19 protein-coding genes are annotated in these 17,687 nt (G+C 56.5%); 11 read left to right on the top strand and 8 right to left on the bottom strand.

Annotated elements, in window-relative coordinates:
• Positions 1 to 174 precede the first annotated feature (174 nt).
• From HZ995_RS04030 to moaE, 8 genes are all read left to right on the top strand, one after another.
• Positions 175 to 1,107 carry an ABC transporter ATP-binding protein gene (locus tag HZ995_RS04030; protein WP_209357397.1) on the top strand — a complete coding sequence of 311 codons (933 nt, stop codon included), beginning with the start codon at positions 175 to 177 and terminating at the stop codon, positions 1,105 to 1,107.
• A complete protein-coding gene (locus HZ995_RS04025) occupies positions 1,104 to 1,865 on the top strand; it encodes an ABC transporter permease (protein WP_209357396.1) in 762 nt (253 codons plus the stop codon). The genes HZ995_RS04030 and HZ995_RS04025 overlap by 4 nt, the downstream gene beginning before the upstream one ends.
• Positions 1,866 to 1,988: 123 nt before the next feature.
• Complete coding sequence (locus HZ995_RS04020; RefSeq protein ID WP_209358149.1) at positions 1,989 to 2,786, top strand: S49 family peptidase; 798 nt, start codon at positions 1,989 to 1,991, stop codon at positions 2,784 to 2,786.
• 174 nt (positions 2,787 to 2,960) lie between these two features.
• On the top strand, positions 2,961 to 3,935 hold the full coding sequence (locus tag HZ995_RS04015) for a calcium/sodium antiporter (RefSeq protein ID WP_209358148.1): 975 nt from the start codon (positions 2,961 to 2,963) through the stop codon (positions 3,933 to 3,935).
• Positions 3,936 to 4,301: 366 nt separating this feature from the next.
• On the top strand, positions 4,302 to 6,176 hold the full coding sequence (gene uvrC, locus HZ995_RS04010) for an excinuclease ABC subunit UvrC (protein WP_209357395.1): 1,875 nt from the start codon (positions 4,302 to 4,304) through the stop codon (positions 6,174 to 6,176).
• Positions 6,177 to 6,553: 377 nt separating this feature from the next.
• Positions 6,554 to 7,213 (top strand): CDP-diacylglycerol--glycerol-3-phosphate 3-phosphatidyltransferase, encoded by a 660-nt coding sequence (gene pgsA / locus HZ995_RS04005; RefSeq protein WP_209357394.1) that lies wholly within the window; start codon positions 6,554 to 6,556, stop codon positions 7,211 to 7,213.
• A 2-nt stretch (positions 7,214 to 7,215) separates the two neighbouring features.
• Positions 7,216 to 7,461, top strand: a complete 246-nt coding sequence (gene moaD, locus HZ995_RS04000) for a molybdopterin converting factor subunit 1 (protein ID WP_209357393.1) — start codon at positions 7,216 to 7,218, stop codon at positions 7,459 to 7,461.
• Between the two features lie 3 nt (positions 7,462 to 7,464).
• The gene (gene moaE, locus HZ995_RS03995) at positions 7,465 to 7,908 is read left to right on the top strand and encodes a molybdopterin synthase catalytic subunit MoaE (RefSeq protein WP_209357392.1); all 444 of its coding nucleotides are present in this window, start codon (positions 7,465 to 7,467) and stop codon (positions 7,906 to 7,908) included.
• A 1-nt stretch (position 7,909) separates the two neighbouring features.
• On the opposite strand, the gene HZ995_RS03990 is transcribed toward moaE, so the two are convergent.
• The 3 genes from HZ995_RS03990 to ubiA form a co-directional block, all read right to left on the bottom strand.
• A complete protein-coding gene (locus HZ995_RS03990; RefSeq protein ID WP_209357391.1) occupies positions 7,910 to 8,200 on the bottom strand; it encodes a hypothetical protein in 291 nt (96 codons plus the stop codon).
• On the bottom strand, positions 8,187 to 10,115 hold the full coding sequence (locus HZ995_RS03985; RefSeq protein WP_209357390.1) for an OmpA family protein: 1,929 nt from the start codon (positions 10,113 to 10,115) through the stop codon (positions 8,187 to 8,189). Before HZ995_RS03985 ends, HZ995_RS03990 begins: the two co-directional genes overlap by 14 nt.
• Before the next feature lie 61 nt (positions 10,116 to 10,176).
• On the bottom strand, positions 10,177 to 11,142 hold the full coding sequence (gene ubiA / locus HZ995_RS03980; RefSeq protein WP_245168745.1) for a 4-hydroxybenzoate octaprenyltransferase: 966 nt from the start codon (positions 11,140 to 11,142) through the stop codon (positions 10,177 to 10,179).
• A 12-nt stretch (positions 11,143 to 11,154) separates the two neighbouring features.
• Between ubiA and HZ995_RS16090 the strand changes: the two genes are divergently transcribed.
• The 3 genes from HZ995_RS16090 (at position 11,155) to HZ995_RS03965 (ending at position 13,854) form a co-directional block, all read left to right on the top strand.
• Positions 11,155 to 11,913 (top strand): 16S rRNA (uracil(1498)-N(3))-methyltransferase, encoded by a 759-nt coding sequence (locus HZ995_RS16090; protein WP_245168744.1) that lies wholly within the window; start codon positions 11,155 to 11,157, stop codon positions 11,911 to 11,913.
• Positions 11,910 to 12,419, top strand: a complete 510-nt coding sequence (locus HZ995_RS03970) for a hypothetical protein (RefSeq protein WP_209357387.1) — start codon at positions 11,910 to 11,912, stop codon at positions 12,417 to 12,419. The genes HZ995_RS16090 and HZ995_RS03970 overlap by 4 nt, the downstream gene beginning before the upstream one ends.
• 64 nt (positions 12,420 to 12,483) lie before the next feature.
• Complete coding sequence (locus tag HZ995_RS03965) at positions 12,484 to 13,854, top strand: glutamate--cysteine ligase (RefSeq protein ID WP_209357386.1); 1,371 nt, start codon at positions 12,484 to 12,486, stop codon at positions 13,852 to 13,854.
• On the opposite strand, the gene HZ995_RS03960 is transcribed toward HZ995_RS03965, so the two are convergent.
• The 5 genes from HZ995_RS03960 to HZ995_RS03940 all read right to left on the bottom strand — a co-directional run bounded on the left by HZ995_RS03960 (position 13,844) and on the right by HZ995_RS03940 (position 17,637).
• Positions 13,844 to 14,371 carry a type VI secretion system-associated protein TagO gene (locus tag HZ995_RS03960; RefSeq protein ID WP_209357385.1) on the bottom strand — a complete coding sequence of 176 codons (528 nt, stop codon included), beginning with the start codon at positions 14,369 to 14,371 and terminating at the stop codon, positions 13,844 to 13,846. The two genes, HZ995_RS03965 and HZ995_RS03960, sit on opposite strands and share 11 nt — an antisense overlap.
• A gap of 226 nt (positions 14,372 to 14,597) precedes the next feature.
• Positions 14,598 to 15,203 (bottom strand): glycerol-3-phosphate 1-O-acyltransferase PlsY, encoded by a 606-nt coding sequence (plsY, locus tag HZ995_RS03955; protein ID WP_209357384.1) that lies wholly within the window; start codon positions 15,201 to 15,203, stop codon positions 14,598 to 14,600.
• Between the two features lie 23 nt (positions 15,204 to 15,226).
• On the bottom strand, positions 15,227 to 16,501 hold the full coding sequence (pyrC, locus tag HZ995_RS03950) for a dihydroorotase (RefSeq protein WP_209357383.1): 1,275 nt from the start codon (positions 16,499 to 16,501) through the stop codon (positions 15,227 to 15,229).
• Between the two features lie 88 nt (positions 16,502 to 16,589).
• Positions 16,590 to 17,147 carry a hypothetical protein gene (locus tag HZ995_RS03945; protein WP_209357382.1) on the bottom strand — a complete coding sequence of 186 codons (558 nt, stop codon included), beginning with the start codon at positions 17,145 to 17,147 and terminating at the stop codon, positions 16,590 to 16,592.
• Positions 17,140 to 17,637 (bottom strand): hypothetical protein, encoded by a 498-nt coding sequence (locus HZ995_RS03940; RefSeq protein WP_209357381.1) that lies wholly within the window; start codon positions 17,635 to 17,637, stop codon positions 17,140 to 17,142. The genes HZ995_RS03945 and HZ995_RS03940 overlap by 8 nt, the downstream gene beginning before the upstream one ends.
• Between the last annotated feature and the right edge of the window lie 50 nt (positions 17,638 to 17,687).

The raw sequence follows: 17,687 nt of genomic DNA, 5'->3' as shown, positions 1-17,687 counted from the left end.
CCAAGGGGAGGGTCAAGAGGGAAATCGGCCTGAACGTGCGATTGCGCGTGGTTTTTGTTTCCGAGGTCTCTCTTGCCTTTGTGCGCGCATCCATGCAGTTCTGTATATCCGCTATGCGGGGCTTGGTTTGCGACAGGGATACGCCTATGTCGCAGGCAAGAAAGAGGGACAGCCATGACGTCAATTCTTGAAATCAAAGACCTTGTGAAACGATACGACGGGGGCTTTGAGGCCCTAAAGGGCGTATCTCTGAATATCGAAGCCGGCGAGATCCTCGCATTGTTGGGGCCAAACGGGGCCGGCAAAACGACCCTGATCTCAACTGTCTGCGGAATCACCACGGCGACCTCTGGGTCTGTGTCCGTGGACGGCAATGACATCAACGAAAATTTCCGCGCCGCGCGCACGATCATCGGTTTGGTGCCGCAAGAGGTGAACCTTGAGCCGTTTGAGACCGTCCTCAACACCGTAACCTTCTCGCGCGGCCTGTTTGGGAAACGTCGCGATCCGGCTTATATCGAGAAAATTCTGCGGCAATTGTCTCTGTGGGACAAAAAGGACAACGCGATCCGCACGCTGTCTGGCGGTATGAAGCGGCGGGTTCTGATCGCCAAGGCGCTTAGCCACGAACCCAAGGTGTTGTTTCTGGATGAGCCGACCGCAGGTGTCGACGTCGAATTGCGCAAAGACATGTGGGATATCGTGGCGGATCTGAAGGCCAGTGGCGTGACGATCATCCTGACCACCCACTACATTGAAGAAGCCGAAGCCATTGCCGATCGTGTTGGCGTTATCAACCAAGGTGAGCTTCTATTAATCGAAGAAAAGACCGCCCTCATGAAACGTCTGGGCCAAAAGCAACTTAACGTCGAGTTGCAAGAGCCGATCTCAGAGATCCCCGCGGGGCTTGCGTCTTATGACCTCGTTTTGGGCGAGGACGGCAGAACGCTCACCTATTCCTATGACACCAAGGCGGATCGCACTGGTATCACCTCGCTGCTAGGCGACATCGCCGCCGCAGGGCTGACCCTGCGCGATTTGCAAACCGAGCAAAGCAGCCTCGAAGACATTTTCGTTGGCCTCGTTCACAAGGAAGACGCCGCATGAACTGGACAGCTATCCGCGCCATCTACATGTTCGAGATGGCCCGCTTTTTCCGCACATTGGCCCAGAGCTTTATCTCTCCGGTCATTTCAACGTCGCTCTATTTCGTGGTCTTTGGCGCAGCCATCGGCAGCCGGATCCAAGAGGTCGAAGGCGTGTCCTATGGCGCCTTCATCGTGCCGGGTCTCATCATGCTTTCGATCATTACGCAGAGTATCTCGAACGCCTCTTTCGGGATCTATTTCCCGAAATTCATCGGCACGATTTACGAGCTGCTCTCGGCACCCGTGAATTTCCTTGAGATCGTTGTAGGCTATGTCGGCGCAGCCGCGACCAAGTCGATGTTCATCGGCATTGTGATCCTCGCGACAGCGGCCTTGTTTGTGGATATTCAGATCCTGAACTGGCCTGCGATGATCGCCTTTATGGTGCTGACGTGCCTCAGCTTCTCACTGTTTGGCTTTATCATCGGGATCTGGGCCAGCAACTTTGAACAACTGCAGCTAGTGCCTTTGCTGATCGTCACGCCTTTGGTGTTTCTGGGCGGCTCGTTCTATTCGATTTCTATGTTGCCAGACTTTTGGCAGATCGTGACTTTGTTTAATCCCGTGGTCTATCTGATCTCTGGCTTCCGCTGGGCATTCTTTGGTCTCGCGGACGTTCCAATCATGATCAGCCTCTTTGCCATCGCCGGTTTCACCACGCTGTGTTTGGTCGCGATTTGGTGGATCTTTAAGACTGGATGGAAAATTCGGAATTAAATTCTTGAAAATATCAAAAAATGGGACTTTGCGTCCCATTTTGGCAGAAAAATTCACGTAAACATCGCGATTTCAAGCGTCAAAAACCTTGTTATCAAAGGAGGCGAACTCTACATGGCTCTCATGGCCCGATTGAACCCATTTTCCAAGCGTCCGAACACTGTCGCCGTTGTGCGGCTTTCGGGGGTTATCGCGGCTGGCTCTCGTGGTGGGCTCAGTGACCAAGGGCTCGCGCCTTTGATTGAGAAAGCCTTTCGGCGGGGCAAACCTTCGGCCGTGGCGTTGATCCTCAACTCTCCGGGTGGCTCTCCTGTGCAAAGCGCCCTCATCGGCGCGCGCATCCGGCGTTTGGCCGAGGAAAAGAACGTTCCTGTTTACGCTTTCGTTGAGGATGTGGCCGCCTCTGGGGGCTATTGGCTCGCAGCGGCGGCGGATGAAATCTATGTGGATCGCTCATCTATCGTGGGCTCGATTGGCGTGATTTCCGCGGGGTTTGGCGCACAGGACTTTATTGCGCGCCACGGTATTGAACGTCGCGTGCATACGGCTGGTAAATCCAAGTCTATGATGGATCCTTTCAAGCCCGAGAAGGAAGAAGACGTCGCGCGGCTGTCCGGCATGCTCGAGCAAATCCACGAGGTCTTTATCGATCACGTCAAAACACGGCGTGGCGCAAAACTGGCGGACGGCGAAGACCTGTTCACCGGCGAAATCTGGGTGGGTGAAAAAGCCATTGAGGCGGGTCTGGCCGACGCTGTTGGGCATTTGGTGCCAACGATGAAAGAGAAGTTCGGCGAGAAGGTTCGTTTCCGTCGTTACGAGCAGCGCCGCTCGATGTGGCAACGTTTTGGGGCGCGTATCACACAGGACGCTCTGGCGGGGCTAGAGGAACGTGCGACCTACGCACGGTTTGGCCTCTGACATGATTTTTAAAGCTGTCTCGATATTCCTCGTTTTCATCGCGGTCCTCGCGATGTTCGGGAAATTCTCCATTCCGGGACAGAAACGATTGCAGAATGCGAGATGCGCCAAATGTGGGCGCTTTAGGATCGGCAAGGGCCCCTGCGCTTGCCAGAGCAAGAAGGGCTAGAACGCATGCTCGTATGGCTGACCGCGGCTTTAGGGCTGGTGATTTTGTTGCTGGCAGGCGATGCGCTGGTGCGTGGAGCTGTGAACATCAGTCTGCGGCTTGGTATCCCCGCTTTGATCGTCAGCCTGACCATCGTGGCTTTTGGCACCTCAGCCCCCGAGCTTTTGATTGCGATCAGCGCGATTGACGATGACGCCCCCGGCTTGGCTCTTGGCAATGTGATCGGCTCAAACACAGCCAACATCCTTCTGGTGCTTGGCATCCCAGCGATCCTCAGTCGATTGCAGACCAGCGAATGTGACACGCGCAAAAGCTATTTCATTATGATGGCGTCCACCGTGTTGTTCATGGGGCTGGCCTTTGTTGGTATTTTCACGTGGGTAAGCGGCATCATCCTATTGGCGGTGCTTGCCTTCATCCTATGGGACGCTGCGCGCTCGGCGATCGCGCATCGCAAGTCGGAGGACGGCACCTGTGCAGTCAGCTCCCCAGAGGACGAAGAAGACCTAGAGGGCCTGGATCCGGAAGCCCCGTGGTGGAAGATTTGCCTGTTCCTTGTTCTGGGCTTGATTGGCCTGCCCTTGGGCGCAGATCTATTGGTCGACAGCGGCATCGATATTGCGCGCATGTTCCGCGTCCCCGAGACGGTGATTGGCCTCACACTGATTGCCATTGGCACCAGCCTACCCGAGCTCGCGACCACTGTGATGGCCGCATTGCGCAAACAGGCGGATGTCGCGCTGGGCAATGTGATCGGCTCTAACATGTTCAACCTTTTGGCCATTATCGGAATTGCGAGTTTCGTCGGGCCGATTCCCGTCGCTCCGGGTCTTCTGCATTTCGATCTCTGGGTGATGCTGGGCGCGAGCTTGCTTCTGCTGCCGTTCGTTGTCTTTAGGAAAGACATCACCCGCAGGTGGGGTGTTCTGCTGACGGCGGCCTACGTTGTTTATCTGTTGGCTGTCTTGACCCAAGGCTAGGTGGCTCTCCTTATGCGTGTGTGTTTGAGAGGTACGCAACCCGCCCTCTAAACCTTTGTTAATACGCGATTTGTTTAGGGCTTCGCTAAAGTTGTGCACTTTGTCACGCTTAGTCACACCACTGTTACATTTGAGGCTCTGAAAAGAGTAATCTTCAAGAAAGAAAAAAAGTTTTATTTAAAATCAATAGGTTAAAATAGTGCCTATTTTTTAGGCAATTCGTCGAGCTTGCATGAAAACAAGGGAAATCGCTTGGTCAGAGAAAGTTATATCCAGACTTATCCACAGAAATCGTGGACATGTTTTCCCTTGTCAAACCTGTGTGGTCATTGCAGCGAGACACAAAGAATCATATTTCATTAATCCATGACCGAAAGCCCCCAAGTTTCGCCGGACTCCCTGATCGGCCACGCACGCATTCAGGATTATCTGAAGACGCTGGATGGCTCACCTGGGGTTTACCGGATGCTCGATGCGCAGGCGCGGGTGCTTTATGTGGGCAAGGCGCGTAACTTGCGCGCGCGGGTGTCCAATTATGCGCGGCCTTCGGGGCACACGGGGCGGATCGCCCGGATGATCAGCGAAACCGCGTCGATGATGTTTCTGACCACCAAGACAGAAACCGAAGCGCTGCTGCTTGAGCAGAACCTGATCAAACAGCTCAAGCCAAAGTACAACGTGCTGCTGCGCGACGACAAAAGCTTTCCGAATATTCTGGTCAGCAAGGCGCATGAATTTCCGCGCCTTCAGAAGCACCGAGGCGCCAAGAAAGAAAAGGGAGCCTATTACGGCCCTTTCGCCAGCGCTGGGGCCGTCAATCGTACGCTCAATCAACTGCAAAAAGCCTTCATGCTGCGCGATTGTTCGGATGCGAGCTTTGAGACCCGCACGCGGCCGTGTCTGCAGTATCAAATCAAACGCTGCACCGCGCCCTGTGTCGGCAAGATCAGCGCAGAGGATTATGCGGCCTCAGTCGCGGATGCCGAACGCTATCTGTCCGGTCGGTCGACGGACATTCAGGAAAAACTCGCAAGTGAAATGCAGGCCGCCAGCGCAGAGATGAATTTTGAGCGCGCGGCCGTACTGCGCGATCGGATCCGCGCTCTGACGCAGGTTCAGAGCGCGCAGGGCATCAACCCGCGCGGCGTTGCTGAAGCCGATGTCATCGCACTTTATATGGAGAATGGTCAGGCCTGCGTGCAGGTGTTTTTCATCCGCGCCAATCAGAACTGGGGCAACCGTGATTTCTATCCAAGGGCTGGTGCCGATATCGCGCCGTCTGAGGTGTTGCAGGCCTTTGTGGGCCAGTTCTATGACACCAAGGAACCCCCACGACAGTTGATCCTGTCGCATGGGATCGAGGACACGGATCTGATGGTGCAGGCGCTGTCGGAAAAGGCCGGGCGTAAGGTCGAGATCGTGGTGCCTCAGCGCGGAGAAAAGGCGGAGCTGATCGCCGGCGCGACCCGAAACGCGCGGGAATCCCTGGGTCGCAAGATGAGCGAAAGCGCCACGCAGGCGAAACTTCTGGCCGGAGTCGCTGAGGCCTTTGATCTGGACGCACCGCCTGAACGGATCGAGGTCTATGACAACTCGCATATTCAGGGCACCAATGCGGTTGGCGCGATGATTGTGGCAGGGCCCGATGGGTTTGCGAAAAACAGCTATCGCAAGTTCAACATCAAAGGTGAGAGCCTGACGCCGGGCGATGACTTTGGCATGATGAAAGAGGTTCTCACCCGTCGCTTTAAGCGCCTCTTGAAAGAAGATCCCGACCGCGAGAACGGTCAATGGCCTGATTTATTACTGATCGATGGGGGTGCCGGACAGGTTAGCGCCGTGGCCGAGATCATGCGGGAATTTGGCGTCGAGGACGTGCCCATGGTTGGCGTCGCGAAAGGTGTCGACCGCGATCAGGGCAAAGAGGAATTTCACCGCGTCGGCAGCCGCCCCTTTGCGTTACGCCGCAACGACCCGGTCCTATACTTCATCCAACGCATGCGAGACGAAGCCCACCGGTTTGCAATTGGGACGCATCGCGCCAAACGCGCAAAGTCGGTCGGAGCAACGCCGCTGGACGATGTACCCGGTGTCGGCGCGACGCGAAAACGCGCGCTCTTGGCTCATTTCGGCAGCGCTAAGGCCGTCAGCCGTGCCAACCTCGCGGACCTCAAGGCCGTGGATGGCGTGTCCGACGCATTGGCTGAAACGATCTATGGGTTCTTTCACGAAGGGGGCTGAAGACAAGGGGTCAATGTCCCGAGCCCTGCCGTCTTTCAAAGCCAAGGTTAACGAATAAGTGCACACCTATCCGTTCGGGTAGCCAATAAGCCGAAAGTGATCTGGGTTTATCCCTCATTCCCTTATTTCCTTGAGTAGATTCAATCTAGAAATGAATCGACGGAGAAACACCTATCGTCTTGGGTTTGCATTTCGAAAGCACGCGTCCCAGATTGCTGGAAGAAATGCCGCCAAAACCCAGGCCTTTTTGAGATCTAACAAGTCTTTAGGCATTGTAGGAAGGTCGAGCATATCCCAGTGCTCGGCCTTTCGTCATTTTGATGTGTTTTACCAAAACCGCGCTTTTCCTGACGGGCGGGACAGGCTAGGGATGTGGCATGAACTGGAACGTCCCCAATCTACTGACCGTCCTGCGCCTTCTCGCGGCGCCAGCGATCGCTGTTTTCTTTTTGTTGATGCCGCGGCCTTTCGCAGATTGGGCTGCTTTGGCGGTGTTTATCTGCGCGTCGCTGACTGATTATCTTGATGGCTACTTGGCGCGGCGCTGGAAGCAGGTTTCCAAGCTGGGCGCCATGATGGACCCGATTGCGGATAAGGCGATGGTGGTGATCGCTCTGGCAGTGATGGTGGTGTTTTCCTCACTCTCCCTGTGGATACTGTTCCCTGCGACTCTGATCCTGTTCCGCGAAGTCTTTGTGTCCGGCCTGCGCGAGTTTTTGGGCGATGTGGCCGGCACTTTGAAGGTCACGCAATTGGCGAAATGGAAGACCGCGACGCAGATGGTCGCGATTTCCGTTCTGATCATTCAGGGCCTCTTTGAGCATTACTTCGGCATGTGGACCTGGGGCATGGATTACCAGATCGTGCAGGATATTCTGGCGGGCACTGGCGAGGACCCTCTAGGCGTGCGTCACCTCTACAACGGGATGATCTGGTCCACCTATGGCGCGATCGGCCTGATGTGGATTGCAGCGGTTCTAACGGTGATCACCGGTTTTGACTATTTCCGCAAAGCCGCGCCGCATTTGAGGGATTGATCATGCAGGTTCTCTATTTCGCATGGGTGCGTGAACGCATTGGGATTCCCAAAGAGACCGTCGAGACCACCGCTGTGACAGTCATGGATCTGGTGGAGGAGCTGCGCCAGCGCGAAGAGCGCTATGCCTTGGCCTTCTCGGATCTCAGCGCGCTGCGTGTGGCGTTGGATCAAGAACTTAGCGACTTTGATGCACCGCTTGAAGGCGCGCGCGAAGTGGCGTTTTTCCCACCGATGACAGGCGGTTAAGCCATGCGCATTCTGGTGCAATCAGAGCCATTTGATGTCGGGGCCGAAACCGCGCGATTTGGGGAAGGGCATCAAAACGTCGGTGCTTTGGTGACCTTTACAGGCATCGTGCGCAACAATGATGCGGGCACGATGACCGCGATGCAGATCGAGCACTATCCCGGCATGACGGAAAAGGCTCTGAGAGCGATTGCCACTGAGGCGCAGACGCGTTGGGATCTACAGGACGTGCTTGTCATCCATCGCCATGGCGACCTTGTGCCGGGCGAGATGATCATGATGGTCGCGACCGCGGCGCGGCATCGCAAAGCGGCTTTTGAGGCGGCTGATTTTCTGATGGATTACCTGAAATCCCGCGCGCCATTCTGGAAGCGCGAGATCACCTCGGATGGCGCGGAATGGGTGGCCGCCAAGGATGACGACGAAGAGGCGCTAAAACGCTGGTAAATCAGCCCAGCTGCGCCCGTGCGTCCCGCAAACCTTCCATCGCTGCCGCAAGTTCCGCTTCGGTCTGGCTGAGCTGATTGGTCAGCTCGGCTTCGCGCTGCTGCAGATAGACAATCGCCTGATCGCGGGTCTCTTCGGCCTCGTGCAATTCCTGGCTCATGCGTTCCAGTTCATCCACGTCAGACTGTGCCACGCGCGTAAAGCGATGCACCAGCCAATTGGCAAACCATCCAAGGCTGAAGGCGATAAAGAGAACGATCGCGGTGGCGATGATAAACTCAGTTCTGGACATTCTCAGTCTCCTCTTCGGTGGTCTCGCCTTCGGCGGCCTCATCGGTGTCCTCAGTGGCCTCGGTCGATCCCTCCTCGGTCTCTTCTTCGGCCTGTTCTTCCTCAAGGATCACGAATTCGATCCGGCGATTGGCCTCACGGCCTTCTGCGGTTTCATTGTCTTCGATTGGTTGGCTCTCGCCAAAGCCCACCGCTTCGAAGTTTCCGGTTAGCACGCGACGTTCACGCAGGGCCGCCAGAACCGATTGCGCGCGGTTTTGGCTGAGCGCTTGGTTCATGCTTTCGCGGCCCTGACTGTCGGTATGACCCTGGATTTGCAGGCGGATACCGCCACAGGCTTTCAGGATCTCTGCGATTTGATCAAGGATCGGACCCGCGGTTTTGTCCAAAGTGCCAGAGCCTGACTCAAACAGGATTTTGCTATCAGATTGCGTCGCCTGAATATCCGCCAGGCATTCCTCTGGCGTCGGAAGATTGGCCAGCGGATTAAGCGCGTCGTTGTAGGCAATATTCAGGGCAAAGAGCTGGGATTCGCCCAGTTTGGTGTTCAGCACCTGACTGATGCGCGTGCCCGCATCCTGCCGACCGGATTGGCCGCGCACATCCACCACATCAGGGGTCACCGTCATCGACCCATTGTGCAACTCAGAAAGCGCATCAAGTCCCGCCATCACGCGATTGGCCCAACCCACAGGCAGTGTGTCTGTCAGGCGGGTCGCGTCGTAGATACTGTCGCTGCCAAAGCGCGCCTGCGCATAGCTGCGGATCGTTGTCCGGCTGAGCTCGGACCCCAGTTTGCCACGCAGTTGCACCAAGCCTTCCGGGCTAAGTGTTGCGCTGAACTCGGGGATCTGTACTTCGCCGTCTTCGATTATCGGCAAAGTGGCATGCAGGGTGAAGACCTCTGGCAGAGCCTTTTTTGTTTCCGCAACCACGCGGTCAAACCGTGCAGCATCCATGTTCGGCAAGGAAATAAGCGAAATATCTGCGTCCGTAATGGTGACCGAGCCACCGCCCAGATCCCTGACCGCTTTGATCGCCACCTCTGCGGCCTCGGCCCAGCGGGGTGTAGGCACGCCCAGACCAATGGTGCAATCCGCGTCGCCGGTCATGCCTGCGGCGCGTCCTGCCTCTAAAATCTGATCACGCGCCTGAACCGTGTCTGCGGAGCAGGCGTCAAACTCAAATGTTTCGTTTTCGAAAGTCGCGCGCAGCGTGAAGGGTGTGATCACCGGCAGCGGCGAGGAAATCGTAAGGTCGACATCCACACTCGACGGCGCATTTCTCATGATCCGTGATTGCAGCGTGACTTTCTCTTCGGGGCTATCGGCCATTGCGGTGATGGTCACCTGACCACTTTCGACCGAGACTTTTGCGCGCGGCAGGTCCTCAAGGCTTTCAATCGCAAACCCCAACGCCTGCGACCAGCCGCTTGGCACAGGGTGCTCGGCAACTTCCATAAAGTCGCTGAGGTTCTCGCCCCCCCCGGCAATCTTTGTCATGCTGCGCAGGATGACCTGGCGGTTGTTTTCCTCTGGCACCAGGCCGATTAGCGAAATGCCCGCATCATTGCGCAGGATCTCAATCGAGAATTTCGGCGGTGCCAAAGCCACTGAGGCCTGGACGTCCATATTGTCGATCACGCGGGCCGCATCCACGACGGTGCCGGCAACGCTGAGCGCAATGAAGCGATCTGATTCCTGAGGCGCGATGCCTGTCAAAAATACATTGAGGCCCTCGGCGTGGACCTCAACCCAATCCATGTTCTTCGCTTCCAGCGCATCCAAAACGCCGTCTTCAGAGACGTCTTCCACAGCAAGCGCCGTGAAATAGGCGGCAACCACGCTGAGCAACGCGGCACATAGGAAAGTTCCAACCATCGGCAGGTTGAACGGAAGGTTCAGAGGCAAACGCATAGAAGAGATCTTGGATCCTGAGTTTGCCAAGGTGTTACGCCAATTCATGGTGTTCTTTCAATCAGACGAAATAGGCGATGGCAAAAAACAGCAAAGGGATGAGCCCCGCATCCCTGTTGGCGCGAAACAGTTTGAGCAGGTTGTCGGGATTGTCCATCTCCATAACCCGCAGCTGCCACGTCAAATGCCACCCCATCGCCCAGGGGCCCGCCAAAGCGATCACCAGGGACAGCGGGCTGCGATCCAGCGTGACCAGAATCACGGCGGCTCCCATCAGAGAGACGGTTGCAATCAGGAAGCTCAGCATCCATTTCGGCGTGGCCTCCATAAAAAGCCGCGCCGTGGATTTCACGCCAATCAGCGCATCGTCTTCTTTGTCTTGATGGGCGTAGATCGTGTCGTAAAACAGCGTCCATGTGATGCCAGATACGTAAAGCACCAGGGCAGGCCAGGCGAGCGAGCCCGTGTGCGCCGTCCATCCCAGCAAAGCGCCCCAGTTAAAGGCGATGCCCAAAAAGACCTGCGGCCACCATGTGAAGCGTTTTGCGAAGGGGTAAATGAGCACGGGCACCAAGGCCACAGCGCCTAGGATGATCGCGTTGGTGTAGAACGTGAGCAGGATCGCAAAGGCCAAAAGCGCTTGGATCAGCATCCAGATCACCGCGCCGCGCACGCTGACTTGTCCTGACGGGATTGGACGCGACTTGGTGCGTTCGACCTGCCCGTCGAAACCTCGGTCGGTGATGTCATTCCACGTACATCCCGCGCCGCGCATCAGGAAGGCTCCGGCAAAGCAGGCGACAGCTGTCCAGAGGTCATGCAACGTCAGAATATTGTCGCTGAGGATCGCCAGCGAGAGCCCCATGAGGCAAGGCAAAAACAAAAGCCACGTGCCAATCGGGCGATCCGCGCGGGACAGTCTGAGGTAAGGACGGGACCAAGCAGGCGCAGTGTGATCCACCCAATTGCCTTTGACGGCGTCAGAAACCTGACCTTCTGGCTCTGGTGCTGGAGGCGTCTGCGCCATATGTAAGTCCTCATGAAGGATGCAAAAGTCAGACTGTATGTAGATCACCCTTTGGGGGCAGGGCAATCGGTTCCTCTGGATCGCGACCAGGCACACTATCTTTTCGGCGTAATGCGGCTGACGGTCGGGGCGCAGGTTTTGTTGTTTAATGGCGTGGATGGCGAGTTTCGGGCCGAAGTTGCGAACGCAGGCAAGCGCGCAGGGGAGCTGATCTGCCTTGAGCTGACGAAGCCGCTGCAGCTGCCGCCAGATCTTTGGCTTGTATTTGCGCCGATCAAAAAGGCACGCACGGATTTCATCGTTGAGAAAGCCGCCGAAATGGGTGCTGCGCGGATCGTGCCAGTTCAGACCGAGTTCACAAATTCCGAACGCGTGCGACAGGATCGCTTGCAGGCGCATGCGGTAGAAGCCGCAGAGCAATGTGGTGGGACTTTTGTGCCCGAGGTGGCGGAGTTGCAGAAGTTTGATCGTCTGCTGGCGGACTGGCCTTCTGATCGACGGATTATGTTCTGTGATGAAGCAGAGGCGGGGCGCTCTTCGCTTTCGCTCATCGCTGACGTGGCCGAGGACGGACCGGACGGGACCGGACGAGGCACGCCTTGGGCGATTTTTATTGGTCCTGAAGGTGGGTTCTCTGATCGGGAACGTGAACGGTTGAAGGCCATGGAGGGCTCTGTAACCGTGTCGCTCGGGCCGCGTATTTTACGGGCGGATACGGCGGCAGTCGCGGCGATGGCCTTGTGGCAGAAAACGCTTGGGCATTGGGTATGAGCTTTATCCGTCCCGAGGCTCAGCTTGTCCTAGCCCGATGGCGTGAGGCGATCCTAGGTGTGCTTGTGACGATGCTTGGGCTCTATTGGACGACCATTCCGGGCCTTCTGCAATGGGTCGGCGTGGCTGTTGCTCTAGCAGGTGCACTCCTAGCCTTCACCGGCCTGCAACGCGCACGCTTTCGCACCGGCGCGGGCGGTGCTGGTGTCGTGAGCGTTGATGAAAGCGAAATCAGCTATTTCGGTCCATTCAACGGAGGGTCAATGTCTGTTCGGGAGCTCTCGATGTTAAGCCTTGATCCCCGGTCCAAACCACCGGTTTGGGTCCTCAGCCAGCCGGGGCAGGCGGACCTCTATATCCCCGTCAACGCCGAAGGGTCTGACCTATTGTTTGACGCCTTCGCGGCCTTGCCAGGGATCCGCACGGATCACCTTTTGGCGGCGCTGAACAACGGTGCTGATGACGTGGTCGTGATCTGGGCAAAACGGCCCACTGCGCTGCATTGACACTGCCGCCGACTCGCGTCACAGCTTGTGACCCAAGCGTTAGCGATTTCAGCCGGAGCGCCCTATGTCGATACCTCAATCCGGTGGCGGACCCATCGAAAGCCACGATCAACTCGCGGAATATCTGGCCTCGGGCTGTAAGCCCAAGGAAGATTGGCGCATCGGCACGGAACACGAGAAATTCGGCTATTGCAAAGACACGCTGAAGCCTCTGCCCTATGACGGAGAGCGCTCGATCCAGGCGATTTTAGAAGGGCTGCGTGATAGGCACGGCTGGTCTCCGGTGATGGAGGCGGACAAGCTGATCGGCCTGGAAAAAGAAGGCGCGAATGTTAGTCTGGAACCCGGCGGGGCACTTGAGCTTTCGGGCGCCGCTTTGGAGACAATTCATCAGACCTGTGACGAGGTGAACGTCCACCTGCGCGAGGTTCAGGATATCGCCGATGAGATCGGGGCGAAGTTCATAGGTCTTGGGGCGGCTCCGATCTGGTCGCATGACGAGATGCCGTTGATGCCGAAAGGCCGCTATCGGTTGATGAACGACTATATGGAGAAAGTCGGCACGATGGGCCGCGCCATGATGCGTCGGACCTGTACGGTGCAGGTGAACCTGGATTTCGGATCTGAGGCCGACATGGTGCAAAAACTGCGTGTCGCTTTGGCTTTGCAGCCGGTTGCGGTTGCGCTGTTTGCGAACTCGCCGTTCTTTGAGGGCAAGGTCAATAATCACAAATCCTGGCGCAGCTATATCTGGCGTCATCTGGATGATGCCCGCACAGGCATGCTGCCGTTTGTCTTTGAAGAGGGCATGGGGTTTGAGCGCTATGTCGATTATGCGCTCGATGTGCCGATGTATTTTGTTTATCGCGATGGCAAATATATCAACGCTTTGGGCCAATCCTTCCGTGACTTCCTGAAAGGTCAGCTGCCTGCGTTGCCGGGCGAAGTGCCGACCCTGTCTGATTGGGCAGACCATCTGACGACAGCCTTCCCCGAGGCGCGCATTAAGAAATACATGGAGATGCGCGGCGCGGATGGCGGTCCGTGGCGGCGGCTCTGTGCTCTACCTGCGTTCTGGGTCGGGCTGATGTATGATCAGAACTCGCTGGATGCCGCATGGGATCTCGTCAAAGGTTGGGATGCGGAAACACGCGAAGCACTGCGGGTTGAAGCGAGCGTCCACGGCCTGCAAGCCAAAGTCGGTGACATAAACATGCACGACCTTGCGCGTGAGGTTCTTGCGATCAGCGAGGCGGGCTTAAAGGCGCGCGCGCAAGCGGGTGCGGGTGGTCTGGTGCCGGATGAGACACACTTCCTAAATGCACTGCAGGAAAGCATCGACAGCGGTATGGTTCCGGCAGACGAACTCTTGGCGAAATTCCACGGTGATTGGGCAGGGGATCTAACCAAAATCTACGGTGAGTTTAGTTACTAAGGTCTAAGCTGTCCCAGCCACAAGCGTTTTGGATCGGAGCGATTGCGTCCGAAAGACCAGTCGTGTCGAAAAACGCAACGAATGGCTCGTCAGAGTAAGGTTTGATTTTGGCAGCCAAAATCTCGCTATCCATCAAAGATTGGATGAAGGGAACAGATTCCTCTGACTCCCAAAGTCCCATTGATCTGTTGTCGACACTTTCGGAAAACCGCAGCGTTTTTACGTCGGATTTGTCGACGCGATACGTCACGTCGCCATAGTCATCAAAGTCGCTTGTAGAAATCCGACAATGGGTTTCAAACCGTGCGATTGTTTGGTTGTCGCGACATTCCATAACCAATGTGGGGATCTTGGTTCCCCAGCGGCATTTCACTGGTTTGGACGCTGGGGTCGAGACCGAAACTGTCAACGAATCTGAAAAGGCGTCCGTTGTAGCTGAAACGGTCCAATGAGGCAAGATATGAACGGAATTGTTTTCGGCCTTTGCGTCATCGGTTTTCAACAACGTCGCAGTCACAATCCTATCGGCAATTTTGTCGCAACCAGATTGCTCGCAAGCAACAACCTGCGTCGTACTCCCTAACAGAAGCACTATCCAACTGATCTTGAGCACCTTCAAGTTTCCCCACTTCCCACTCAAGTACCTTTACACGCCAAAATTGACGTCACGAAAATCCTTAGAAAAAATGATAAAACGCGTACTCTTTATACATGGTTACGCCAAAAATTAAATTGGCTTTGGATCACTTTTTACCAATGCGAGGCTCTGTTCCTTGCAAAATCCTAGTTATATTGCCCTTGTGCCGCCAAAAAATTACTCCAGCTAGAAATAGGCTCGCTGCCAGAAACGGTTGTTGCCCCATGAGAATCACCCAAACAGCAGCGCTCGCTGAGGACACCAAAGCAGACAGTGACGAGATGCGCGTGACCACCGCCGTCGCGAGCCAAGTAAAACAGCACGCAATACCCACCGGCCAGTAAAGCGCCAGCATCAAGCCAAGAAAAGTGGCCACGCCTTTGCCACCCTGAAACCGCAGCCACACCGGAAAACAATGGCCGAAGAAGGCCATCACTCCGGCAATCTGAGCCGCATCTTCTCCGATCCATGCGCGTGCGGCGAAAACAGCGACAGCGCCTTTGCCACCGTCCAAGACCAACGTCAGAGCCGCCGCGGTTTTGGATCCGGTACGCAGAACATTGGTCGCTCCGATATTCCCTGACCCGATGTCGCGCAGGTTGCCCAACCCCATCACCCGCGCGAGCACCATGCCAAAGGGGATCGACCCAAGCAGATAGCCAAGCACGGCGGCAAGGGCCAAAAGCGAAGGGGCTGTGGTGAAGTCTGGCATTGTCTTGCTCCGTCTTAGGGGCGTCAGTTCTGATAGACCGCCTGTCCGCCAACATAGGTCGCGCGTGTCTTGCCCTGCAATCGTTGCCCGTCAAACGGCGTGTTTTTGGATTTGGATTTCAGTTTGAAGCGATCCAGCACGAAGGGGGCATCCGGGTCAAACAGCACTAGATCGGCCGGGGCGCCGGCCTCAAGGCGGCCACTTGCCAGCCCAAGCCTCTGGGCGGGATTGAAGGACATCGCTCGGAACAATTCTTGCAGCGTCAGCAGGTCCGAATGGTACAACCGCAGCGCCGCGGGCAGGAGTGTCTCTAAAGCGACGGCCCCGGAAGCGGCTTCTTCAAATGGAAGGCGTTTGCTCTCTTCGTCTTGTGGGGTGTGCATCGAGCTGATCACGTCGATCAAGCCTGATTTCACAGCGGCAATAATGGCCTGCCTGTCATCCTCGCTCCGCAGAGGTGGTTTGACCTTAAAGAAGGTCCGATAGTCCGCCACGTCCAGCTCGTTCAGCGTCAGGTGATGGATCGAGGTGCCGGCCGTGATGTCCAAGCCATTGGCCTTGGCGCGCTCCAAAGCCGGAAGCGCACGCGCGGCGGTGATCTGATCCGCATGGTATTTCGCGCCGGTGACTTCCACCAAGGCGATGTCGCGATCAAGCCCCATGCGCTCGGCAATCGGGGACACGGCTGGCAAGCCGCGCAAAGACGCGAATTTGCCCGACGTCGCAGCCGCCCCTTTGGACAGGTCCGGATCCTGAGGATGCGCAATGACCAGCGCGCCGAGGCTGCGCGCATATGTCAGCGCACGGGAAAAGACTTTGGTGTCGACCACCACATGGTCGCAATCGGTGAAAGCCACGGCGCCCGCGTCCATCAGAAAGCCGATCTCTGTCATCTCGCGACCCGCGCGGTCTTTGGTCAGAGCAGCCATCGGGACGACATTCACCGGCGCGGCTTCATTGGCGCGGCGGGTGGCAAATTCCAGCGTTTCAGGCGTGTCAATCGCCGGGCTCGTGTCCGGGCGCGTGACGATCGTTGTGACCCCACCTGCCGCCGCCGCAAGCCCTGCAGATCGATAGCTTTCTTTATGACGCTCACCCGGTTCGCAAACTTTCACGCCGATGTCGACGATGCCGGGGGCAAGACAAAGCCCCTCACAATCCACAACCTCCGGCGCGTCAGGTACCGAAATATCCGCCCCAATCGCCGAGATCATGCCGTCTTCGACCAGAAGACTGCCGAAAAGGTCTTGCTCTGATGTGGGATCAATCAGCCGTGCATTGATGAAAACTGTCTTCATGTCATCTCTTTCTGCAGGTCTTGGCGCGTTTGACGCGACATGCCCTCTCTGGCTTCGGGCGTCAACAAATTTGCTTGGGCGTGGCTGGTCATCGCATCAGGCCCCATAGCACTGCGCCGAGGATCAGCGCCAAGATCGGCAAAGCCAATATCGCCACCAGAACTGTCAGATGCGGGCTTTGCGAGGCAGGCGCCGAGGCGCTCAAAGTGCCCTCGAAGGCTTGGCTTTTAAGGGGCTCAAAATGGACCGGCGTCGTCGCTTCCGACAGATACAGGATCGGCGTTACATTTGCCGCGGGCCTCAAGTCCTCGGTGCTATTTTCGAACCCACGCGCAAAGACGATCAAAAGAGTACCTTTTAGGCCATCTAGCAAAGCGCGATGCGGCACGAGGTCTTTTTCAGAAACTCCAGCCCCGTGGCCGAGAAAGCCCACAAGGCCCAAATCATCCAAGTCCGAGACATCAAAAAGCTCCGCGTGATCCGGATCGATCCAGTCAATTCCCAGCAAAGCACCAAGCGCCGCACCCGTAGGCGCTGTATCAGGCTTGGGATGAAGGATCTTGTGTCGCGCGCTGGCGTCCATTTCGACCGAGAATATCCGAATGGTCCCCCGCTCGCCCGGTGCAATGTGCAACAGATCAGCCATCTGAAGTGCCGTCCTTTGCCTGCATTATGCGATCCCTTAGTTTACGATCTGGCCGCACATAGCTCATGACGGTCGCCCGCCCGTCACGCGCCCTGATCCGAAGGCTCCACCAAAAGACAGGCCGTACCGACTGAATATCAGACAGGTTCCACCAGCTGACGCTATCGTCCTCTCGTGGATTGACCAAAAACAATCGATGGTTGGTCAGGATCCACAGATCGGCGCCACGATCACGCCACTCCTGCCATTCGTCAAAGACAAAGAACCAGAGCACCACAATGATCAGAGCCAACCCCACTTGCGCTGCGAAACTGATCGAGAGGCCAGGAACAAGGGCGAACCCCAAAGTGGTCAAAATCCCGATCACCAGACTACGTTGCAGAAAGGACAGGAAATTCGGGCGAAAGGCATCCATAATCTCTTCGCCGCCATGAAGATCAAACCCCTGATCCTTCAGCGCCTTGATCCCAATGTCCCGATCCTGCGCCACAGCCGTTCCTTTACCCGCCAACCCAGACCATGAGGCCCACGATGGCAAAC

The organism is Cognatishimia activa, assembly GCF_017798205.1.
Lineage (GTDB): Bacteria > Pseudomonadota > Alphaproteobacteria > Rhodobacterales > Rhodobacteraceae > Cognatishimia > Cognatishimia activa_A.
This window is presented reverse-complemented; position numbering and strand designations above follow the sequence as displayed.